We start from the raw sequence: 23,206 nt of genomic DNA on the forward strand, positions 1-23,206 counted from the left end.
CTCGATGATGATGAAAGCTGGGCAAACGGAGGGAGTGGGCCAGCGAGATTACGCAATCGCTCCGGCTTTATCGCGGCATCGATTCAAGCCAGGGACATCTTCCCTGCTGCAGCCGGGGCCTCGACATTTTCCACAGGCGTCAACTGTTCCCACGTGCTGTGAACATGGCGCTGCAAGAACTCGCCCAGCTCCTTGCCGCGTCGCGCGGAAAGCAGCTTGATGATGACCTCGTGTTCATCGATGGCGGTATGCCAAGTGTCCGAAGTGACACTCCCTTGGAACCGGTAACGATACAACTGCCTGTTCAGCCGCTCATGCATCTGATGCAGCGTCTCGTTTTTGGCTGCCGCGATGATGCTCTTGTGGATCGCCTGGTTCAAGTTGAAGTAAGTGAGCCGGTCGCGCCGCTCGTAGGCAGCATGCATCTCATAGTGGAGCGCTCGAATTTCCGCGAGTTCTTTCTCCGTGGCAAGACTGCAGGCCTGCTCGCCACCAAACGCTTCGATGATGCCGAGCACATCGAGTTTCTCGCTGATCTGTTGTGCGCCGAGATCGGCCACAACCGCGCCGCGTTTTGCCAGGACCACAACGAGTCCATCTCCCGCAAGTTCCTTTAGCGCTTCTCGCAACGGTGTGCGCGACACCTCGAGTCGTTCCGCGAGCGTGCGTTCCCGCAAGCGCTCGCCCGGCTTGAGTTCGTCCGTTGCGATGAGCGTACGCAGGCGCTGTGCGATCTGTTGGGATAGCAATTCGTCCACCGGGTCGATACCTGCGGGGATGTCGTTTTCGTCTTCCTGTTCCGGTGTCATGGCGTACCTGGATTCATGGCGCCGCTCACGCGAGCGACCAGCCGCCATCTTAGCAGTGGGGCAATTTAAAGCGGCAGGAACAGGGAGGAAAAGAGAGGGTTTCAGTGGATCGAGTGGTATACCAAACCGACAAATTGGTTAACGGATAGACGTACACTCAAAGTTTAAAATATTCTAGAAAATCAGTAAATTCAAATTCTGTTGTGCAATATACGATTAAATAGCAATTTACTGTGCTTAAGATCCAATAGACGTTACGAAATTATTATCACAAAGCGTGAGGCAGATCGATCCGATTAGGGTAAATACCATCTTATTTGGTATACCAAAACTTCGTTACCCTGCACCTGTTATCTCAAATACCGGCGCTTCGCCTGACTCGGGACCTTCAATGCAGTCGATGTTTCACCCTCTGATCGCACCCGTCATTACGCTCGTCCTGCTGATCCTGCTCATCACGCGCGTCAAGTTGCATCCGTTCCTCGCGCTGATCCTTGCGTCGGCGTTTCTGGGGGTGTCGGCCGGACTGGCGCCCACGGCGGTCATCAAGAGTTTCGAGAAGGGCTTCGGCTCCATCTTGAGTTCGGTGGGACTCGTGGTGGGACTCGGAACCATGCTTGGTGGCCTGCTGCTCGAGTCGGGCGGCGCGGATCGCATAGCGAATACGTTCATCGGGCTTGGGTCGAAACGCTGGATTCCGGCCGCGATCTGTGCGGCCTCGCTGTTGATCGGACTGCCTCATCTCTTCGATGTCAGCTTCGTGATGCTCGTGCCGCTCGTCTACGCAATAGCGAATCGCACCAAAAGTCCGCTCCTCGCGATCGGCATTCCCATGGCGGCCGGCCTGTATGTATCGCACGGGCTCTTGCCGCCGCATCCGTCGCCCACGCTGGCATTGGCCGCGCTTCACGCCGATGCGGGCCGCACGATTTTCTACGGGCTGGTGATTGCAGTGCCAATGGCAATTCTCTCCGGACCCGTGTTCACCGCTTTTGTCATGCGCTTTCTACCCGTCGTGCCCGGCGAAGGAATGTTCAATCCCGGTGCCGCCGCGTCGGACACCAGCAAGGAAGTGCGTCCGGTCCCGCCGTTCGGCCTCGTGCTGGCAACCATTCTGTTGCCGCCCGTGCTGATGATGATCCGGACCTTCGGCCGAGGCTTCGCGCCCAGCGGCACGTTCGCGCGCGAAATGCTGGAAACCGTCGGCGACCCCATCGTCTCGTTGCTGATAGCAGTACTGTTCGCAATCTGGTCATTAGGGATCCGAAGCGAACTGTCGCTCGCACAGATTCAGAAGTTGCTCGGCAAGAGCGTTGCGCCCGGCGCAGTCGTGATCCTGATCCTCGGTGCAGGCGGCGGCCTCAAGGAAATGCTGCTCGCAACCCACGTGGGCGATGCCATCGCGCACGGCGCCGCGCAGTGGTCCGTTTCTCCGCTGCTGCTTGGCTGGGGCGTGGCCGCGCTGATTCGCATAGCGATAGGTTCCGCGACGGTCGCGACTGCAACAGCGGCCGGCATTGTCGCGCCGATCGCGGCTGCGACACCCGGCGTCAATCTCGAACTGCTGGTGCTTGCAGTCAGCTCGGGCGGGCTGATGTTGTCGCATCTCAACGACTCGGGCTTCTGGCTCTTCAAAGAATATTTCCGGCTGAGCGTCGGCGACACGCTCAAGACCTGGACGCTGCTGGTCTCGTTCCAGTCACTGCTTGCTCTCGCCATGATCATGCTGCTCAACGCCGTGGTCGGCTGACAGCGCAGTACCTGATTCCACTATCTTCAACACCTTACAAGGCTCCGCAATGAACTACGAACATCTCTTCGCCGATCTCGCCACGAAGACCATCCGCATGGCGCTGGTCGGCCCGAAGGGCGGTTTCGGCCGTTCGCTACTCGTGCAATGCCGCGCGTTGCCTGCACTGGAAATTGCAGCGCTCTGCGACCTCGACATCGATGGCACGCTCGCGACGCTGGCATCGCTCGGCTTCGGCGCAGACGCCGCGAAGGTCTGCAACAACTCAGCCGATGTCCGGGCTGCTCGCGAAGCCGGCCGCATTGCGCTGGTGGCCGACTATGGTTTGCTCGATGACATTGCGCTCGATATCGTAGTCGAAGCAACCGGCCAGCCGGAAGTCAGCGTCAAGATTGCGCAGGCGGCGCTTAGACGAGGTGTGCATGTCGCAATGGCGACCAAAGAAACGGATTCGGTTGCAGGACCGTATCTGAACCAGCTCGCGCTCGAAAACAACGTGGTCTACACGACGCCTGACGGCGACCAGCCGAGCAACCTGATCGGCCTCGTCACCTGGGCGCGCGTGCTGGGCTTCGAGGTCGTGGCAGCGGGGAAATCGAGCGAATACGATTTTATTTACGATCCTGATGAACATAGCATCGGTTATCTGGATCAGCGTCACGCGGCATCGCTTGCTTCGTGCTGGACATTGGGCGACGACATTCCCGCAACGCTCGCGGCACGCAGCAAGGCGCTCGCCATGTTGCCCCAAAGCGCGACGCCGGATTACTGCGAGCTCAACGTGGTCGCCAATTCCACGGGCCTTCTTCCCGCCGCCGATGCGCTCAACTATCCGCTCGCGCGTTTGAGCGAACTGGCGGACATCTTCGTGCCGAAGGAACACGGCGGCATTCTGGAGCGCACGGGCGTGGTCGATGTCTTCAACTGCCTGCGCCGCCCCGACGACGTGAGCTTTGGCGGCGGCGTGTTTGTCATCGTCCGGTGCAAGGACGACGAAACCTGGGAACTGCTGCGCCAGAAGGGACATCTGGTCAACAAGAACGGCGGGTATGCGTGTATTTATTTGCCGTATCACCTGATGGGACTTGAAACGCCTGCCAGCCTGTTTTCCGCCGTGTTGACGGGCCGGCCCACCGGCAGCAGCAAGCAATTGCCGCACGCGCGCATGGTCGCGCGTGCAAGTCGCGATTTCAAGGCGGGCGAAACGCTCAGCATGGGCGGCCATCATCACACGATCGACGGCGCCGACGCGTTGCTGATCGATCAGGTAAAAGCGGGCAATGCCGCACCGTTCTATCTGGCAGCGAACAAGCGGCTGACGGCGGATATTGCGAAGGGCAGCCTCGTGCCGCTCGATGCACTCGACCTGCAGGGCTCGACGTTGCACGACGCGTGGCAACAGAACCCGTCGCTGTAAGTCACGTGCCATGAACCCGAACCAGGCGCTTTTATCGACGATACCGCCGAGCGTGCGTACCGTCCCGCCAGCCTGGTGCAACCGCACATAAGGAACGCTTCATGACTTCGCAGCCAAACAACGAACTGGGCTTCGATCTTCCTATTTTCGATGCCCATCATCATTTCTGGGACCTGTCCGACGGAACCTTTCCATGGTTGACCGACGACTACGACGAATCGTTTTTCCTCGGCGATTACCGGCGGATGTGCAAGAACTTCCTGCCGCCTGAATACCGTGCCGCGACCGCGGGTTTCAACGTCATCGGCACCGTTCACGTCGAGGCGGAGCGCTCGCGCCGTGAACAGGTGATCGAGACGGAATTCCTCACCCGGCTTAATGCGGCAACCGGCTTGCCGAGCGCGATTGTCGGCCACGTGTTTTTTGTTCAGCCCGACTGTGAAGCGGTGCTTGAAGGGCATGCGAGAAGCCCGCTCGCACGCGGAGTCCGATCGAAGCCGGAGATTTCGGCGGGGCCGGGACAATCGGTGCGCGGCCAGCCGGGCACGATGCAGGACGACGCGTGGTTGCGGGGTCTCGCGCTGCTAGAGAAATTTGGCTTCTCATGGGACCTGCGGGTTCCGTACTGGCACCTGGAAGAGGCCGCCGAAGTGGCCCGTGCTTTTCCCGGCACGCCGATCGTGACCAACCATCTCGGCTTGCCGCTGGATCGTTCTGAAGAAGGTCTCGCAATCTGGCGCGGCGGCATGCAGGCGCTGGCCGCCTGCCCGAACGTCTTCCTGAAAGTGTCGGAACTCGGTTTGCCCAACGGCACATGGGATAGCGCCAGCAATCGCCGCGTGATTCGTGAAGCCGTCGATATGTTCGGCTTCGGGCGATGCATGTTCGCCAGCAACCTGCCGGTCGGCAATCTGTCCGCCACGTTCACGGAAATCGTGGCCGATGTCATCGGCGCGCTGCCGCAGGCAACCGAAACCGAGTTGAGGCAATTGTTCGCGGGCACGGCGCAGTGGTTTTATCGTGTGACCTGATGCCGGGCACGAACTGAAGCAGACAACCATACAAGGAGACCGCCGTGCCCCTAGTCGATGAAAACCAGCTCTTCAAGAAAGTTTCGCTGCACATCTTGCCGGTGCTGATGCTCGGCTTTTTCTTTTCTTACCTCAACCGCGTCAACGTAGGTTTCGCGAAGCTCCAGATGGCGAGCGATCTGCAATTCAGCGACGCCGTCTATGGTTTCGGCGCCGGGATCTTTTTTCTCGGCTACTTCCTGCTCGAAGTGCCAAGCAATGTAATCCTGCACAAGGTAGGCGCCCGTCGATGGATCTCGCGCATCATGATTTCATGGGGTCTGCTCTCGTGCGCCACGATATTCATTCGCACCCCGACGCAATTTTACGTGATGCGTTTTCTTCTGGGGCTGGCCGAAGCGGGATTCATTCCTGGCGCAATCTACACGATGGCGCAATGGTATCCGTCTGCACGACGAGGCCGCGCGTGGGGCACGTTCTACATTGCGCTTGCGTCGTCCGGGGTCATCGGCGGATTGTTGTCGGGGTCCATCCTGAAGTTCATGTCGGGTGTTGGCGGCATGCGCGGCTGGCAATGGCTGATCCTGTGCGAAGGTGTCCCAACCATTTTGCTTGGCATTTACATCTACTTTCGAATGAGCGAGGACATTCGCCGCGTTAGCTGGCTTCGCGACGATGAGAAGGACTATCTGAGCGCGGTGATGGCGAGAGAAGACAGCAACAAGCTCGCGCACGGATTCGCGGCGCTGCTCACGAATGCGCGTGTGTGGGCGCTCGTTGCCATCTACTTCGTGTACAACATGGGACTCTATGCAATCAGTTTCTGGATGCCTACGCTGATTCAGAAGATGGGTACGACCGATGCGTTGACCATCGGCATTCTTACCGCGATACCCGGCGTGTGTGCAATCGTGTGCATGCTTGCGTTCGGCTACAGCGCGGATCGCCACAATGAACGCAAATGGCATCTAATCGCGGCGTTCATCATGGCAGCAACCGGCTTCGTGCTTTGCATTGCATGGCAGAACGAACCGGTGCTCGGCGTGATCGCGCTTTGCCTCGCAAATATGGGCATCCTGTCGATCCCCGCGCTGTTCTGGAGCGTGCCGACCGCGTTTCTTGCCGGCGTCACGGCGGCTGCCGGCATTGCGATGATCAATGCGATCGGCAATCTTGCCGGGTTCGCATCGCCTTACATGATCGGATATCTCAAAGACCTGACGGGCCGAACCGATATTGCATTGCTTGTAGTTGCAAGCGGCCTCGTGCTCGGCGCTTTGCTCGTGGCGGTGGTGCTGCGCGGACGCAAGCAGCAAGTGAGGGCAGCGACCTGATCCTGCTATCGACAAGGACCTGCACCGTTAATCGGCGACCTCGGCTTGCTTCATCGATGTATGACAGGTCGCCGTCATTGCTACCGTCTTCAGCTGGCTGACGAAGTCGGTGAACCGCGCACCCAATAGCTCGTAAGGCATCGCCGCGTCCGCGTCCGCGGCTCTATGGCCGGACCACGGTCATTCTGAACGGTCCGCCGTGAGCGGCTGCATGGGCTACGGCTTCGTTCGCATCGGCTAACGAAAACGCGCTGACGTCGAAGTGCCCAAGATCGAGCAGGCCCGCGCGGATCAGGCCGGTCATGCGCGTCACTGCTTCGGGCGAATACATCCATTTGCCGCGCACCGTGATGTCGTTACGCATGATCCACGGGTAAGGCAGGTCGAGGCCGTCGCCGCCGAGCATGCCTACGCCTCCCATCAATACGACGCGACCATAAGGACGCACAGTCATCACTGCCGCGCGCACCGTCGTGGTCGTGGCCGAGGGCGGCAACAGATCGATTACGCAATCAACAGGGCCGGGAGCGGACGCGCGCATGTGCTCGCGGTCATCGTCTTCGTTGCCCGATAGTTTCACGGTCCGCACGCGATCACCGAAGCGGCGTTTGAGATCCGCGAGCACGGACTCGTTGCGCCCAGGCGCGACGACGCAGGCCGCTCCCATCGCGAGCGCTGTTGCAACGCAAGCACTGCCAAAATTTCCGGTCGCGCCGCTTACGAGCAGTGTTTCACCGGCTTGGAAATGGGCGGCGAGCAACCCGCCGTAAGGCACGAGCATGGTGTTGAGCGCACACCAGCGCGCCGCGTCGCCGGGATCGATCTCGCCGATGCGAATCGCGTTTTCAGTCGGCACGCGCACCTGTTCGGCGAAGGTGCCGTCGTGAAAATGTCGTTGCAGCCGCATGCCGCCTTCACCCCGTGCGCTCCAGCCTTGCAGGGTGATATCGGGCATCAGGGCGTCATCGCGTGAGCGCACGGTTGGGTCGCAAAACACCCAGTCTCCCGGCTTCAGGTGGGTCGCGTCCGGGCCGGTTGTGCGCACACGACCGATCGCGCCGCACCCCGGCACCATCGGTAAATCGATCATGTAGCGTCGTTTGCCGCTGAATACTTCGTTCGCGTAGGACAGCACCGGCGCAGCGACGACGTCGACGACGACTTCGCCCGTGCCGATTTCCGGCGCCGACATTTCTGCGATACGAAGAGGCTGACCAAGTGTCTCGAGGATTGCAGCTTTCATGGCGATAACTCGTTAGGTGGTTTGGACGAGCCCATTCTGGCAGGCTTAAAATGGGCAACAAGGCCTAGTACTATCCTAGGACTGGCGCGACCCTCCATCAAAGAGGAAAACAAACCATGGCAATGTCGAGTCGAAATGAATTCGGCGATTTTCTGCGCTCACGACGGGAGAAACTCAGCCCTGCCGAACTCGGGTTGAAGAACGTCCGGCGCCGCCGGACGCCGGGCTTGCGGCGGGAGGAAGTAGCCGAGTTGGCGGGCATTGGCGTCGACTGGTATGTTCGGCTGGAACAGGGACGAACGGTGAATCCGTCCGATGCCACGCTCGATGCGCTCGCCAGCGCCCTGCGTCTTGGAAGCGCTGAAGCGGCGCACTTGCGTGCTCTGGCGCGTAATGGCGAGCGCCGGGACTTTGCGCCCGAGATCGTGCCGCCGGTCATCGAGCATCTGGTCATGAACCTGAATTTGCCTGCCTACGTCACCGGCCGGCGCTGGGACATCCTGGCCTGGAACGCGGCTGCCGCGGATGTCCTTGGCTTTGAAAAGCTTGACGCGTCGAATCGCAACATCCTTGCATTCATGTTCATTGAAGCGGATTCCCGGCGGCTGTTCGGACGAGCCTGGACTGACGAGGCACGTCGCATGGTTGCGCTTTTTCGCGTGACTCATGATCTACATGCCAGCGATCCCGCGTTTATCGAACTGGTTGAGCGCGTGCGCAGTCACAGCCCGGAATTCAAGAAGTGGTGGGCGGCACATGACGTCCGCGGCGGGAATTCCGGGCAGAAGGTCCTCATGCATCTCGAGCGGGGCGCGCAACGCTATGAATACGCGACATTCCAGGCGAACGACGATCCGGCGCTCAAGCTTTCTATCTACACGCCTGTCTGAACGAAGCGGGGCAGTAAAAGTGAATCGGGTCGGGTCCGTTCACAACGTCTGCTTAATATTTTCCTGCAAGTGCCGATAACCAGAAAGTCTGCGCTACGGGAAGAGGTTCAGCGGTCACCGCATTCGATCGAAAAGAGAACGCCGTCTCAACCTTTTATGGGCGCATATCACCGCAACCCTTACTGGCGGGTGCTAATGCCTAACAATCCGATCAAATCCTCTTTCACTCCGGCCGATGCAGAAGCGATGGAGAGAAGCCTGGGGCGGATCGCGTTCGCACCCGACGGGAGCATCCTTCGCGTGAACGAGCGTTTTCTCGAGCTCTTCGACTATAAGGGCTGGGAACTCGTTGGACGCAATCGCTGCATCTTCAGGCCGCTCGCAACGGGCGCAAGCGCCTCGGACGAGATCGATGCGGTTCTCGAAACCGGCGAAGCCTTCTTTGGCGAGATGCAACAGTTAAAGCGCGATGGCACGCCCTTCTGGACCGAGGTTTCATGCGTACCGATCGCAGCCGACGACGGCGCTGTGGGCGAGATCGTCATGCTGGTGCGCGACGTCACCGACCGCATGATGTCGGCCGCGAACGACGCCGGCCAGATCGCCGCCATCAACGCCTCGCAAGCTGTCATCCATTTCGCGATGGACGGCACGATCCTTCACGCCAACGATAAGTTCCTCGAGGCAACCGGCTACCGGCTCGATGAAGTCGTCGGCAAGCATCATCGAATGTTGCTTGCCGCCGACGAGGCTATCGACCCGTCCTACGCCGCATTTTGGGAACATCTGCGAAAGGGATTACACGCTTCCGGCGAATATCGGCGCTTCGGCAAGGACGGGAAGCCGGTCTGGTTGCGGGCGACCTACAATCCCATTCTCGACCTTGGCGGACGTCCGTTCAAGGTCGTCAAATATGCCGTCGACGTCACGCTGGAGAAGAGGCAGAACGCCGATTTCGAAGGGCAGATCGCGGCGATAGACAAGTCGCAATGCATTGTGACCTTCGCGCCCGACGGCACCATTCTCGATGCCAACCGCAACTTCCTTGCGGCGGTAGGTTATACGATGGAGGAACTCGAAGGCCGCCATCACCGCATGTTCGTCGATCCCGCTTACGCGCACAGCCTCGACTACGAGATCTTCTGGAGCGATCTTGCCGCTGGTCGCCACCGCAGCGGCGAGTTCCGGCGCATTGGCCGCGACAAGCGCGACGTCTGGCTGCAGGCGATTTATAGCCCGGTGCTCGATCAGGAAGGCCGGCCCTTCAAGATTGTCAAATACGCGACGGTCGTCACTCGCGAGAAACTTCGCCAAGCAGATCATCAGGGCCAGATTGCCGCCATCCACAAATCACAGAGCGTCGTGGCCTTCAATGTCGACGGAACCATCCTCGACGCCAACGACAACTTTCTCGACCTGACAGGTTATCGGCTGTCCCAGGTCATTGGCCGCCACCATTCCATGTTCGTTTCGCACGAGGAACGGGAAAGCGAAGAATATGGGAAGTTCTGGCAGGCGCTCGCTTCAGGTCAGTACCAAGCAGGGGAGTTCAAGCGTCTTGGCCGCGATGGCCGGGAGATCTGGCTGCAGGCTTCCTATAACCCGATCCTCGACATGAACGGGCGCCCGTTCAAGGTCGTCAAGAACGCGGTCGACGTCACCGAGCAAAAGTTGCGGCAAGGCGATTACGAAGGACAGATCGCCGCAATCAACAAGTCGCAGAGCGTTGTCTCGTTCGACATGGACGGCAATGTGCTTGAAGCGAATGACAACTTCCTCACGCTGATGGGTTATGCGCTTGCTGAGGTTGTTGGCCGGCATCATCGGATGTTCGTCGACAAGGAATCCGCCGCGCATGCCGATTACGCGCGCTTCTGGACCAATCTGCGCGAGGGCAAGTTTCTGTCCTCGAAGTTCAAACGGATCGCCGCGAGCGGGGCCGAGGTCTGGATCCAGGCTTCCTACAATCCGATCTACGACCTGAACGGCAAGCCCTTCAAGATCGTCAAGATCGCCGCCGACATCACCGCCGACGTTTCGCTCGCCGCCGATCTCTCACGCGCTCAGAAAGAGGTCCAGCACGATCCGGCGACGGGTCTTCCGAACCGGCTCGGCCTGCGCAAGTTCATGCGTCAGGCGCTTTCGGCAACCGACAGCGAGCTCGCGCTCTTCTATCTCGATCTCGATCACTTCAAGCCGATCAACGACACGTTCGGCCACGATATTGGCGACCTCGTGCTGCGCACCGTCGCCGCACGCCTGACAGGGGAGCTGACCGAAGGTCAACTCGTCGCGCGTATCGGCGGCGACGAGTTCGTTGTCGCGGCCTCGAACCTTTCGCGGCCGCAGGTCGTCGCGCTCGCGGAGCGCCTTATTGATGCGGTGTCGCAGCCAATCGCCCATGGAGAGCGATGGCTCGAGGTCGGTCTTTCGATCGGTATCGCGCTGACGCCGCAAGATACGCTGGAGGAAGACGAGCTTTTCCGCTTCGCCGACGTCGCGCTTTATCGCTCCAAAGGCAACCAGCGCGGCACGTTCACTTTCTATGCCGAGGATGCGGAAACCTCAGCCGAGACCGAGCGGCATCTCGCGCACGACATGCTGATCGCAATCAAGGCGCGTGAGTTCGATCTCGCTTGCAGCGTGCGCGTCTCGGCAACGAATGCAATCGCCGTTGAGGTCCACCCCTGGTGGAACCATCCGACGCTCGGCAGGCTCGGCACGGAAACCTATCTGCGCGTCGCCGAGCAAAGCGGTCTTGTCGGTCCGCTCGGAGACTGGATCTTACGCGAGGCTTGCAAGCTTGCGGCGCGCCTGCCCGAGACGACCGTTTGCGTCCCTGTCTATCCGAAGCAGCTCCTGACGAGCGACTTCGCCCAAACACTGTCATTGGCGCTCCGGGAGTGCGGCGTGGAGGCGAGTCGCCTCGAATTGCGACTCGAGCGTGGGACCGCCCGTGTCAACACGGAAAGCCTTCGTTTCGATCTTGCAAAGCTCAGGGCGATGGGGCTCGAGGTCGTGGCGGACAGCGTACTCGCCGGCGAAAATGCTCTTGCGAATCGTGCTTCCTGGAGCATGGACCGGGTGATGGTCGACGCGCGCCTTGGTGCCATCCTCAAGAGACAGCTGCATCCGCTCGCAGACGAGATCGCCAGGATCGAGGCTGACGATGCTAAAGCGACAATCTCGGGGAGGCGTTGCTTCGAGATAGACGCCAAGTTAACGCTGCATGGTTTTATGAGGTTCAACGCGACCAATACGTCCGACATCGCGGACGCGGTTCGCGAAACGAAGAAGATGGCAAATGATGCTTGGACCGACGACAGTGACTCTGCGCAGTTGATCAAGGCTTACAGCCTTGCCAAACCTGCCGGGGAGTCCGCGCTGAATTGCGTCGAGCGTTGATAGCAGCAATAAGTGTTCTCAGGCCGAAAGAAAACACACGCGTCGTGCGTCCTGTGCTCGATGATCAGATAGCGTATCTTGACGAGTATGCCCGGGCAGATCCTGATAACCGGACGTGATCAGGTGCAAGTTGAAGCCGGGTGCGCCTATCGGGCGAACGTCTGACTGTCTGATACAAATAGGAGGTGACGATGAATGATCGAGTGCAGCAAATTTTCAAGCCAGAATTCCGATTTGGCATGGGTGGCGTTTCGCTGGGTAGCGAATTCGAAATTGTCACGGACGAACAAGCCGAGCGGACCATGCAAGCATCGTGGAATGCGGGCGTGCGGTACTACGATGTGTCGCCGTGGTACGGCCTTGGTGAGGCGGAGCGGCGCTTCGGCCGTTTTCTGCACAACCAGCCTCGCGACAGTTATGTGCTGTCCACGAAAGTAGGCAAGTTGCTTAAGGCATCGCCTGTCAACGAGAGCAAAAAGTTCTTTCCGTTTAGCAAGTCGCCCAATAGCGTCGTCTTCGATTACACCGCTGAAGCGGTTCGACGTTCAGTTGAAGACAGTCTGCAGCGCATGGGCATCGACAGGATCGATGTTCTATTTGTTCATGATGTGTCTCCGGACAATAGTTTTCTACCGCGTCCGTGGGAAGAAGAATTCGCGACCGCGCTGAAGGGCGCATTTCCCGAGCTGTGTCGGATGCGCGACGAAGGCTTGATCAAGGCATGGGGCGTTGGCGTCAATTCGCCTGAGCCGATCATTCGCGTTATCCAGGAATCCGATCCTGACGTATGCCTGCTTGCGTCGCAATATTCACTCGTGACGCACGAGAACGCTCTGAACAACGTGTTTCCAGTCGCGCGAAAACACGACGTCAGTTTTGTCATGGGCTCCGCATTGAACGCGGGGTTTATCTCGGGCAGTCCGCGCTACAACTATGGCGATGCACGCTTCGACATCCCGCAAAAGTTTATTGAAAAGCGGCGGAAGTTGCGTGCGGTCGCCGATCAGTTCGGCGTTGACCTTCGTACAGCCGCACTCCATTTTGCGGCGGCGCCGGATGTGGCGGCGGCGTTGATTGCCGGTGTGCGTACCGAGGAGGAGGCACTCGCGAACGCCAGTTCCATGAAGGACAAGATCCCACGGGCGTTCTGGCAAGAGCTGCGGAGCCAGCGGTTGATCGAGGAGAATGCGCCTGTGCCTGACGGTGATTTTGTAGTTTGATTTCGCGAGGATGAGTAGCCTTGGTCGACGGCTGCGTCGGCTAAGGCGGCGCGAAGCGGCTTCTTCTGCTTGCTGTGGTGCGATTCGGAAAGGCTTCGGAAAGATCAGGGCACGAAGCCCTGGAGTTGCTCGTCCATCCATGGATATAACTCTTCGCCTTTCACGCTCAGCCGAGACTTGAGTTCATGCGCAGAGTCATCGGCCAGGATCTCGATCGAGCCATTTGCGATACCTTCGTACGCTTTTTCCACAACGCTCAGCGCACTGACCTTCGGGATATCCCATCGGGCGGTCATTGGCGTATCGACCATGCCGACTAGTAGGCCGATCACTTGCGTGTGCTGGCTTTTCAGGGCGACTCGCAGAGAATTGGTTGCTGACCACATCGCCGCCTTCGATGCCGCGTAGCCGGTCGGCACACTGATCCAGGCGGCTGCCGACAAGATGTTCAGCAGCGTACCTCCGCCGTTGGCGGCAAGCACTGGCGCGAAGGCATTCGCTAGGGCGAGCGTTCCGAAGAAATTGGTCTCGAAGATCCGGCGAAGTTCGTCGGCAGGCCCTGTGATGGAGTCACCCGCCGGCGCAATGCCCGCGTTGTTAATCAATAGATCGACATCGGGCGCCGCATTCATAGCGCGGGCGATGTCCCCCGAACTGGTGATGTCGAGCGAGATGGTTTGGACTCTTGCATCTGTCCAATGCTTCGGATTTCGCGCGGTGGCATAGACCTTCCTCGCGCCGCGTTCAAGCGCCTGCTCCACAAACTTTTCCCCGAGGCCGCCGCTGGCGCCCGTGACGAATACCGTCCTGCCTTCGAGTGATTGCTTCATGTATCCTCCTGTCGAAACGGGGAGGTTCCCCGGAACAAATAATATACGGGGATATTCCCCACTTTGTCAAAGAGAGTTGTGATGTCTGCTGCCCGTAGCACTCCGGAAAAAGCACCTCGCGGGTTGCGCGCCGACGCGCAACGCAATCGGGACGCGATCCTGATCGCGGCCCGTGAGACGTTCGAGGAGGAAGGCGTGCTGGCGTCTCTCGACGGAATCGCTGTCCGTGCAGGCGTTGGAAACGCGACGCTTTATCGAAATTTCCCGACTCGAGACGACCTGCTTGCCGCAGTCATGGAGGCCAATATTGCAGCCGCGCTCGCCGAGGCCGAAGCGCTCGCTGGTTCGCTAGGTCCACGCGAGGCGCTTTCGGAGTGGCTGCTACGACTGGCGTGGCAACTGCGCATCTGGCATGACTTGCCCTATTGCGTAGCGAGTGCACGAAGCGATCCGGAATCGTCGATGAACCCGGCAAGCTCGCAACTGATAGAGACGACCCGTGTGCTTCTCGATGCAGCCAAATCTGCCGGCATGGCGGTGAAGGATGTGACGGCAGAGGATATTTTCGAACTTGTCACTACATTATCCTGGGGCGTTGATCGCTTCGGCGACGACGAGCAAGCTGCCCGCAGGCGAGTCGCCATTGCGACGGTGGGCATCTTTCGCGAAACGTGACGTTCCGAGCGCGCTGAGCCATGACATACGCTTTTTATTTGGCTTCCATCGAAGTGCCGATGGCAAAGACCGGATAATTCGCGCTGGTGTTGATTTTCGAGTGCCCGTGTCAAATAGATCACGGCATGAAAATAGAAGGCCCTAACGTTCGCGCGTCAGGGCCCAAGAATTCACAACGCCAATCCATCGATACCGCTCGTAGCAAATCGCTACCATTACTGATGCGTTGCGGACCTGGCTTCGTCGGATTGGAAGCGTACCGTCCACGGGTCTTCAGCCAGCACGCTCGGGTCCGCGATGAGCGTGTCCTGCGTCGGTCCGAATAACGCATACGGCAGATAGCCATAGCCGTTATCGCCGAAAGTCGGTCCCCAGGAGTTTTCGATTTCTACCAAGCCGGTGGCATCGTCGTAACCGATGGCCAGAACGAAGTGGTAGCCGTCGGCGGGATCGGAAGCAGGTTGATGAAAAGGGTTCATGTCGTGCACCGGGCCGCCTGCATAACCTGCCGCTTTGCCCGCAGATCCAACCGAACCACCCCCAGAGCCCACGGCGCCACCCGCCGAGCCCACAGCGCCGCCTCCAGAGCCCGCGGCGCCGCCCGCTGAGCCCACAGCGCCGCCTGCCGAACCAGCGAACACGCTCGATGCACCGGACCGTACGTCGCCGGGTGCCGCGGTCGGCACAGGGAACACGCCGGTTCTCCATGTCGGCGATAAAACCGCGTCGCTGCCATAGCCGACCGAGCGCGCCACAGGAAAGGCAACGGGCACGGGATAGCCATCGGCGATCGACACTTTCATTGCGCGCAGTGTCGTCACCCTGTACGCCTTCGCCAGCTTGCGCTTTACTGCATCATCGAAGGCGCTGGCGGGCGGCTCGGCTGCGAACTTCGCCGTGTCATAGGGCCATAGACTTTCGACGCACACGCCGTAGTTCTCGAGCGCCTCAACGACCGCGTCGGCCTTGCATCCCGAATCGTCGCCGTTTTGTTCCTTCTCGATCAGTACGCGCGTTGCGTAATAGCAAAAAAGCGGCGACAGGCATTCATCGAGTCCATCGCGCATGTGCAGGAACCGCAATGCGCTGGTGAACGCGAAGGCCGCGCATGACTGGATGGGATCCTGATCGAGGACGGGCGGGCACTTCGAACGCAAGCTTGCCGAAGCCGGCGGTTCGCGCAATGTTTTGCTCGCGGTCGTTATCTTGAGTTCGGGCCGGGCGAGCGGCTTGAGCCGTCGCGCAGTCGGGGCAAGCTTCCGCACGACGCCATCCACATGAACGGCAGGCGTGACCGCCAACGCAGGAACGTCTGCCCCCGCGTGCTCACCTCGTGTGTTGCTCCGACCCGCTTGCACTTGCCCGGTTTCCACTTCGTTTTGCACGTGACTCCCTTTTTGTCATGGACGATTGCTTTCGAATCAACAACCGCGATCGTCTTATTCTGGGCGAGCGGGCGTTAAGCCAATCGTCGATCACAAGGGCATTTACCGCCTATTTCTGCATACTGCGGGCGGCGAAGTATGTTAGCGAGCGCGGCCGGGTGCGCGCCTGCATCTTTACCAAGCCGGTCATAAATGGCGAGGCTGAGGCAACGCCGGCGTGAACGAGCGTCGCGAGTCAATGGCCGACGTGGAAAGAACAATCACGCTATCAGCGTGCCGTGACAGCCACGGGATTTGAAGGCGCAATCTCCAGGGCAATATTCTCGAACAATCGCGAAGCCGCTGACACGTCCGGCGAATCGGCATTTTTAGTTGCCGTTACCGCGATCGAAATACCGTTTTTTTCAAGGTACGCCGATACACCCGAATAGCCGAAGAACGACGGGTTTTGCAATAGCCAGCCATTGACCACGACAATGCCCAACCCGCCGTACGCTTTGCCGCGCGACGTCACCGGATTCTGAGCGATCATTTCTGCTCGCGCGCGTGATGAAATGAGCTCACCACCGCCGATTGCGCGCGTGCTTCTGAGGATATCGGGGATCGTGGAAGACATGATTGCGCCGTGTGCAAGCGTCCAGGAGGGGTTCCAGGCAGTCGAATTCTGGTAACTGCCGAGTTCGTTTGAATACGCGTTCAATACTGGCAAAGGCATGAAGGCGTCGTCGTTACTGAAGGTCTGGTTTAGTTGTAGTGGACGCAAAATTCGTTGGCTGATCAACGTGTCGAGCGGCAGTCCTGTAACTTTCGCGAGCACCTGACCAAAGAGCACAAAATTGGCATGCGAATACGCGAAGCAGGTTCCTGGATCGCAAACCGATGGTTTGGAGAACGCGTCAGCGAGCAATTCGCTTTCTTGCCATTGTCGATACACGTTCTCTTCGATTGGAATGGTATTTACATATTCTGGATACCCCGATGTCGATGCAATCAACATTCGTAGCGTGACCTTACTTGCGTCGCGTATATCGGGCAGATACTTCGACAGTGGATCGTCCAGACTCAGTTTGCCTTCTTCCTGGAGTTGCAGCGCAACCGTCGACAAGTATGAAATCGCGACAGCGCCAATACGCCAATGCATGTCGATGGTAGCTGGCACGTTGGGCGCCGATTCGCCCCACGCTTGCGTGAGCACGACTTGATCGCCCACGCTAACGCCCACGATTGCCGCACGTAGATCGAGTTGTTGCATCGTGTCTTGTACGACTCGACGGACCGAATCGGCAACTTGCGAGGTGCTTGTGCAGCCGGTTTCCAATTGAATTTGATCCAAGCCACACGCTGCCGTGGAACTGCCGCCGCAACTGGTCAACACGCCGCACGCCAGCGCGACCGAAACAGTCCATGCAAACCATTCATATCTTGCGAGCAGCATGAGCAAATAACTCCTGGAGTTGCGCGGTACCTGCAAGATAAAGAATTACTTTCGACGAGGCAATGGTCCTGACAATCCGGTCATTCGACGGAATGCTGTGAATCCGGAATCCTTGCTTGAAAAGACCGGCTCGAAGAAATTTGAAAATATGATTGGCAGTCCGTGAGACTTGGTTTTGTCATTCGTATAGTTGAGATCTTATTTTTTAATTACCTTCTAAAAGCGCGGGTGACACTGTTTTCTTCGTCTGACGTTTCGATTAAGGCACTCGGTTAGAGGACCGTTGCGAACAGATATTTGTTCTTACTGCTGGCGGCACATGCACGCCTCTGTGACGCGCATTGTCATATGTAAATGCGGCCGAAAAAAATATCCATCTCCAAGGAACCGCGCGTCGAACGGCAAAAAACACGTATGCATTCCTACAAGTTTTGACTTATTATTTCAGGGAAGTAATCAATTAGAACAACAAAATTGTCTAATTAATCCAGGATCGGCTCTGGTCTATTGTCGTCAACGAGCGGCGATCTTCAAAGCATTGCGTCACGGCTAATAAGGAAAACCAAGCAATGGTGATCGTCCGCTCGGGTCTTCGGACGCGTTTCGCGTCCAGAGGGCATGTCTTTGCGTTTACCCTGATTTTATCTATGCTGTTGTCGGGTTGCGGCGGCGATGATTCATCCGACCCGGCGTTCGTAAGCGCAGCCAGGCCGCAAGTCGTCCAGCTGATGAGCGATATGCAGGCGCCGGGCGCCGTTGTCTATGTGCAGTCACCCAAGGGTAATTGGCTGGAATCTTTCGGTGTTGCGCAGCGCGGCACCGGTGCCACGATTCCGACCAACGCAAATTTCCGGGTCGGCAGCGTCACAAAGACTTGGACCGCCACGGTCATCCTGCAACTGGTTCAGGAAGGCAAGCTGAGCCTCGCGGATCCCGTCAGCAAGTACATCTCCAATGTGCCGAACGGTACAACAAACACGATCCAGCAATTGCTCGCGATGCGAAGCGGCCTCTACAATTATAGTCGCGACCTCGGGTTCAATCAGACGCTCGACGCGCAGCCGGAGACGTTGTGGACCACAGACGAGCTCCTGACCATTGCATACAGTCACCCCGAGGAATTTCCGCCCGACACGTCTTTCGACTATTCGAATACAAACTACATCTTGCTGGGCGAGATCATTGAGCACATTACGGGCATGAGCGCCGCCGATGCAATCAAAACCCGGCTCTTCGCGCCGCTTGGCCTGACTGCGACCTATATGCCGCCGGAAGACAATACGGCGATCCCCGCGCCGTCCGCGCACGGTTATCTGTGGGGCACGAATGTGGAGACGGCGACCAGCTCGGCCCTGTCACCCGCGCGCCAGGCAGCGGCAAAGGACGGATCACTGCAGCCGACTGACGTCACGAATGCATCGGCGTCGTGGGGATGGACGGCGGGATCGGGCATCTCGACGATCAAGGAGCTCGCGTCCGTTGTGCAACGCATGGTTGGTGGCGGTTACCTGAACCCGGACCTGCAGTCGAAGCGGCTTTCCACCTGCACGTCGCTCAGACCAAGCAATCCCAACGCGCCGTCGTATTGTCTCGGCATCGTCAAATACGGGACGTACTACGGACACAACGGCCAGATCAGCGGCTTCAACACGTTCATGGTGTACGACCCGGCGACCGCCACGACGATCGTCATCTGGACCACGACTGCAGACTCGCCCGATGGCCGCCCGCCCGCCGACACGATCGGACAGATGGTGATCGCGGAGCTCGCCAAGCCGTAACGTGAAGCCGCTCCTCAACTGCTCTATAGCGAATAAAAGCCAATTAAACCAGGAGACGGCGATGAAACCCATTATCGAAGCGAGCGGCAAACGATGGCCAATAGCGGTTGCGGCAGCATTTCTGCTCGCGTCGTGCGGCGGCTCTGATCATGACAGCACATCTGTCCCGGATGCGATCGTGCAGGTCATGCAGAAGCCCGCGTACAAGGGCGCGACCTGGGCGATGCAGGTCGTCGATGTCGATACTGGCCACGTCATCTACGATCTCAATTCCGGCTCGCAGATGTTCATCGCTTCGGTTCGCAAGGTGTTTTCCACGGGCAATGCGCTCAACATTCTCGGCGCGCAGCATACGCATGTGACTCCCGTGTACAAGCAAGGCACCGTCGACGCAAACGGCGCGCTCAACGGCAACCTGATCATGGTGGCGAGCGGCGACTTGACAATGGGCGGTCGCGCCAATCCGGATGGCACGATCGCGCTTACCGCATTCGATCACAACGAAGCCGATGGTCTCGGCAATGCGCTCCTGAGCGCGCCCGATCCGCTGGCGGGATTCAACGCCATCGCGGCTCAAGTGGCCGCTGCGGGCATCAAGACGGTCAATGGCGACGTCGTGATCGACGATCGTCTTTTCGATGCGTTCCAGTATCGCGATGAAACCGGCTTCAACGTCACGCCAATGATGGTCAATGACGATGTCGTCGACATCTCGTTCAGCCCGAGCGCGCAAGGTGCGCTTCTTCCGTTCACCTATCGGCCCATGTCTGCGGCGTTCTCCGTGCAGTCTACGCTGACAACGGGCGAGGCGACATCGGATTTCGCCGTCGATCTCAATCCCGAACCACCGGACGATGTACCCCTGTGCTTTGGCGCTCCGAATTGCGTGGGCGTAGTCAGCGGGACGGTGCCTGCGGGCGTCCCGCCTCCGCTGACCGGCGTTTATCCGCTCGTGCGCACGTTCCGTGTCAGCCGGCCGTCCACGTATGCGCGCACGGTCTTTATCGAGGCGCTGGCGCGTGCGGGCGTGAAGGTGACTGCCGCGCCGCTCGAGGCCAACCCGGTGGCGTTGCTGCCCGCGCAAGGCTCATATTCGAGCGCGCAGCAGGTGGCTGCGCTCACGTCAGCGCCCTACGCGCAGGACTTGCGGTTCGTGAACAAGGTCAGCTACAACATTGGTGCCGACGTGACCCTGTTGCTCTACGGACTCGCCAAGAACGGCTCGCGAACGATGGCCACTGCGCTCGCGACAGAACAGAGCGAACTGTCGTCGACGTTCAAGATAACGCCTGACCAGTATCACTTCGAGGACGGCAGCGGCGGCGGCGACACCACGGCGACCGCTACGGCTGTCATTGCGATGCTGCGCGGCATGCGCCTGATGCCCGACTATGCAACCTACGTAGACACGATGCCTTCGCTCGGCGTCGATGGATCGCTCACCACGGTCACGGACTTCGAGTCCGACCCAACACTGGCCGGCGCGAAAGGCCGCGTGTATGCGAAGACGGGTACGTATGTCGGCCTGAGCACGACGGCGCCGCCAACGCCGCTTCTCAAGGCGCAAGCGCTTGCTGGTTACATCGATGCGAAAAGTGGCCGTCGGATTGCCTTTTTCGTGACGATGAACAATGCCGTATTCGAAGGCTTTCCGACCGTCCTGAACGCCTTCCAGGATGAAGGCGAAATAGCGGCGCTGTTATGGAAGCTGCAATGACGCTGCGGCTTTGGACTTTATTGCCCGTTGTCCTTGCAGTGATCGCTTAATGCGTGCTTGTCGCACGTTGCGGGAGCGACGGCGACAGCACGACTGAAGCGCTTCGCGCAGGTCATGAATTAGGCCGGCTCGACTGGCGGCCCCGCACTAGCGCATGACAATGCAGGGCATATCACAGACGGCTGCGGCGACAGAGGATCTGAATGCGGCGCCGCTTTCCTGCGCCGCCACGCAGTACCCGAAAAGGAACACCAACGCCTTCTGACTCAGGCGTCCGAACCTCATCGCGAGAGATAGAAGTCCAACGGAATAAGCTCGACGGCCCATCCGCCTTTTTCGCCCAGCGTGGCAGCCGGGTGCATCGACGCGATGCGCAACGCCTCGTCAAGGCTGTCCGCCTCGATGATGAACAGGCCGCCTACGACTTCCTTCGATTCGGTGTAAGGCCCATCGGTAATGCGTGTCTTTCCAGTGCGTGGACGAAGCGTCCTCCACTTGTCCAGATCGCCGAGGGAGGCGGAAATCAGAACCTTGCCGGTGGCGCGCATCTTCTCGTCCAGTGCCGGGCACTGGCTCACCAATTCCTTGATTTCGTCTGGCGCCATCGCGGCGAATTGTTCGGGGGAGAAGTAAGCCAGGCCAAGGTATTTCATGGGAACTCCGTTGAATGGGGTTCACTAACGACGAATACGATGATCGGAAATCGACAATGCTCCCCTACATAATTTTTCGAGGACACAGACCGATGAGTCCGCTCGACCCGCGATGGGAAACGATCATCTATTCCGCGCGCGTCACCGGCGGCGGGGTCCACGATCCGTCGAGAATCGCAGGCTTGGGCCAGTATGCGCGGATGTAAAGCGAGAACGCCTCCTTCGGCGCAGGGACCCAATTCGTCTCCTTATCCGCGCCAGGCGAATCATTCTGGAAATAAAGAGTGAGCGAGCCGTCCGGGTTGTATTTAAGCGTTCTGCTTTTGGTGCCAAGCGAGAAGCGATTCAGTCGGTTCGCCTCGAAGAGATGCGCGCTGTTGTAAAGCGTCAATGACCAGAACCCGTTGACCGGAGGAAGCTGCCCTTTGGGGAACGTCACGGTATAGCGATTCGCGCCGCTCAGGCGCTGACCGCTAGAGTCAAAGTCCGTATAAATGTAGCGCGTTTCCTCGGGCGCGTTATCGTACATATTCGACTTGGCGGTGGCTGTCCGCGAAAGATAGTCCGTTCCCCAACGCGCGCCATTCGTGGGGGACGTCCATCCTTGACCCGCCGGTCGACCATTGTTGTGGAATTCGAAAAGCGGCGTGATGACCTCGGTCTCTGTAGCAGCGGCTGCCTGGATCAGGGCCGCCTTCAACTGCGGATCTTTCGACGACGCCGACAGTACCGAATCGATCATGCCGTATAGCGCTTCTTCACCCGGCAGTGGCGGGATCATTTTCATCACAGCCGGCAATTCATCGAAGAATTTTTCGGGAAGGACCCACTTGACCTCGCCCGCGCCGCCCGCATCGGGCGAGGGAAAGGACGGCGTGTCCTTCCAGTTCTTGGTCTGCATTTTTCCGGTGTACTGACTCAGCGGATACACCATGATCTGCTTCAGCAACGGCTGGATCGCAGCCTTGTCCTCAGGTGTATCGTCCTGAAACACTCTTGGGAACACAGCGACAAGATCGGTCGGCGACCGGTAGACCGCGTTGATGCCAGCGGGCTTCGCGCCTTTCCAATGCGGGCCGACCAGCAGATAGAAGCCCGGTTTGGTGTGATGCTGTTTTCCAATACTGGCGAATGAATCAGTCCGTGCATCCGTCATTTGATAGGTGTAGAAGCGTCCACCGAAATCCGGCACCTGAACTACAACCGGCGTGACATCGAGCCGCATGAATCCAGCACCGTAGACCGTGTCCTGATTGGGACAGGTCACAAAGTTTTCCGCTGAGTCGATGTAGTCCGTCAGCATCGAGATCTGATTGGGCGGCGAAGCCGGGACAACACCGCCAATCCTTCCTGGCTCGGGCAAATCTTTTGTGCCGAGCGACCGGTTAAGGTTATTGACGAGGGGCCAACCCCAGATATAAGCGACGCGCCCTACAGCGGCCACGTAGTCCTTCGTCATCACCGTTTCCGGTGGTGTGCCCGGCACTTCGGACGCCAGCCGGGCCGTTGGAACCTGTTGCGCCTGAACGGTCGGACTGCCCGTGAATGCGAGGACTATCGCCACGGCGATGCGGCCACGTTTCAGCATGGTGTTCATCCTTTCGATAGCAATCCGAAATACATCGGTCATC

Annotated in this window: 17 protein-coding genes; 10 read left to right on the forward strand and 7 right to left on the reverse strand. The window is 58.9% G+C overall.

The window, feature by feature from the left end; translation table 11 throughout:
- Window positions 1-83: 83 nt before the first annotated feature.
- The gene (locus tag ASG35_RS12875; protein ID WP_056357272.1) at window positions 84-809 is read right to left on the reverse strand and encodes a GntR family transcriptional regulator; all 726 of its coding nucleotides are present in this window, start codon (window positions 807-809) and stop codon (window positions 84-86) included.
- 400 nt (window positions 810-1,209) lie between these two features.
- Here ASG35_RS12875 and ASG35_RS12880 point away from each other — a divergent pair, with 400 nt between their 5' ends.
- The 4 genes from ASG35_RS12880 to ASG35_RS12895 all read left to right on the forward strand — a co-directional run bounded on the left by ASG35_RS12880 (window position 1,210) and on the right by ASG35_RS12895 (window position 6,341).
- Window positions 1,210-2,559 (forward strand): GntT/GntP/DsdX family permease, encoded by a 1,350-nt coding sequence (locus ASG35_RS12880; RefSeq protein ID WP_235527527.1) that lies wholly within the window; start codon window positions 1,210-1,212, stop codon window positions 2,557-2,559.
- Window positions 2,560-2,608: 49 nt separating this feature from the next.
- Window positions 2,609-3,976 (forward strand): NAD(P)H-dependent oxidoreductase, encoded by a 1,368-nt coding sequence (locus ASG35_RS12885; protein ID WP_056357277.1) that lies wholly within the window; start codon window positions 2,609-2,611, stop codon window positions 3,974-3,976.
- A 101-nt stretch (window positions 3,977-4,077) separates the two neighbouring features.
- Window positions 4,078-5,007: an amidohydrolase family protein gene (locus ASG35_RS12890; RefSeq protein WP_056357281.1), complete on the forward strand. Its 930-nt coding sequence runs from the start codon at window positions 4,078-4,080 to the stop codon at window positions 5,005-5,007.
- A 44-nt stretch (window positions 5,008-5,051) separates the two neighbouring features.
- A complete protein-coding gene (locus ASG35_RS12895) occupies window positions 5,052-6,341 on the forward strand; it encodes an MFS transporter (RefSeq protein WP_056357284.1) in 1,290 nt (429 codons plus the stop codon).
- 163 nt (window positions 6,342-6,504) lie between these two features.
- Here the strand turns inward: ASG35_RS12895 and ASG35_RS12900 are convergent, their stop codons facing one another.
- On the reverse strand, window positions 6,505-7,584 hold the full coding sequence (locus tag ASG35_RS12900) for an MDR/zinc-dependent alcohol dehydrogenase-like family protein (protein WP_056357287.1): 1,080 nt from the start codon (window positions 7,582-7,584) through the stop codon (window positions 6,505-6,507).
- Between the two features lie 122 nt (window positions 7,585-7,706).
- On the opposite strand from ASG35_RS12900, the gene ASG35_RS12905 reads away from it, so the two are divergent.
- The 3 genes from ASG35_RS12905 to ASG35_RS12915 all read left to right on the forward strand — a co-directional run bounded on the left by ASG35_RS12905 (window position 7,707) and on the right by ASG35_RS12915 (window position 13,099).
- Complete coding sequence (locus ASG35_RS12905; protein ID WP_235527528.1) at window positions 7,707-8,474, forward strand: helix-turn-helix transcriptional regulator; 768 nt, start codon at window positions 7,707-7,709, stop codon at window positions 8,472-8,474.
- 195 nt (window positions 8,475-8,669) lie between these two features.
- Window positions 8,670-11,879 (forward strand): sensor domain-containing protein, encoded by a 3,210-nt coding sequence (locus tag ASG35_RS12910; RefSeq protein WP_235527529.1) that lies wholly within the window; start codon window positions 8,670-8,672, stop codon window positions 11,877-11,879.
- A gap of 191 nt (window positions 11,880-12,070) precedes the next feature.
- Window positions 12,071-13,099, forward strand: a complete 1,029-nt coding sequence (locus ASG35_RS12915) for an aldo/keto reductase (RefSeq protein WP_056357295.1) — start codon at window positions 12,071-12,073, stop codon at window positions 13,097-13,099.
- 104 nt (window positions 13,100-13,203) lie between these two features.
- Here ASG35_RS12915 and ASG35_RS12920 read toward each other — a convergent pair whose 3' ends face one another.
- Complete coding sequence (locus ASG35_RS12920; protein ID WP_056357296.1) at window positions 13,204-13,929, reverse strand: SDR family oxidoreductase; 726 nt, start codon at window positions 13,927-13,929, stop codon at window positions 13,204-13,206.
- Window positions 13,930-14,010: 81 nt separating this feature from the next.
- Here ASG35_RS12920 and ASG35_RS12925 point away from each other — a divergent pair, with 81 nt between their 5' ends.
- On the forward strand, window positions 14,011-14,604 hold the full coding sequence (locus ASG35_RS12925; RefSeq protein ID WP_056357299.1) for a TetR/AcrR family transcriptional regulator: 594 nt from the start codon (window positions 14,011-14,013) through the stop codon (window positions 14,602-14,604).
- Window positions 14,605-14,819: 215 nt separating this feature from the next.
- Here the strand turns inward: ASG35_RS12925 and ASG35_RS12930 are convergent, their stop codons facing one another.
- Complete coding sequence (locus ASG35_RS12930) at window positions 14,820-15,989, reverse strand: C1 family peptidase (RefSeq protein ID WP_056357304.1); 1,170 nt, start codon at window positions 15,987-15,989, stop codon at window positions 14,820-14,822.
- A gap of 268 nt (window positions 15,990-16,257) precedes the next feature.
- Entirely contained in the window at window positions 16,258-17,424 is a 1,167-nt protein-coding gene (locus tag ASG35_RS12940) for a serine hydrolase domain-containing protein (protein ID WP_056357310.1), read from the reverse strand.
- Window positions 17,425-17,993: 569 nt separating this feature from the next.
- Here ASG35_RS12940 and ASG35_RS12945 point away from each other — a divergent pair.
- Both ASG35_RS12945 and dacB read left to right on the forward strand, forming a co-directional pair.
- A complete protein-coding gene (locus ASG35_RS12945) occupies window positions 17,994-19,205 on the forward strand; it encodes a serine hydrolase domain-containing protein (RefSeq protein ID WP_056357315.1) in 1,212 nt (403 codons plus the stop codon).
- Between the two features lie 61 nt (window positions 19,206-19,266).
- The gene (gene dacB / locus ASG35_RS12950; protein WP_056357318.1) at window positions 19,267-20,922 is read left to right on the forward strand and encodes a D-alanyl-D-alanine carboxypeptidase/D-alanyl-D-alanine endopeptidase; all 1,656 of its coding nucleotides are present in this window, start codon (window positions 19,267-19,269) and stop codon (window positions 20,920-20,922) included.
- Window positions 20,923-21,203: 281 nt separating this feature from the next.
- On the opposite strand, the gene ASG35_RS12955 is transcribed toward dacB, so the two are convergent.
- Together ASG35_RS12955 and ASG35_RS12960 are read right to left on the reverse strand one after the other, a co-directional pair.
- Window positions 21,204-21,575, reverse strand: a complete 372-nt coding sequence (locus ASG35_RS12955; protein WP_056357322.1) for a YciI family protein — start codon at window positions 21,573-21,575, stop codon at window positions 21,204-21,206.
- A 127-nt stretch (window positions 21,576-21,702) separates the two neighbouring features.
- Complete coding sequence (locus ASG35_RS12960; protein ID WP_235527530.1) at window positions 21,703-23,205, reverse strand: DUF1254 domain-containing protein; 1,503 nt, start codon at window positions 23,203-23,205, stop codon at window positions 21,703-21,705.
- Window position 23,206 lies beyond the last annotated feature (1 nt).

Origin of the sequence: Burkholderia sp. Leaf177 (assembly GCF_001424345.1) — a bacterium.
Classification (GTDB): Bacteria; Pseudomonadota; Gammaproteobacteria; order Burkholderiales; family Burkholderiaceae; genus Caballeronia.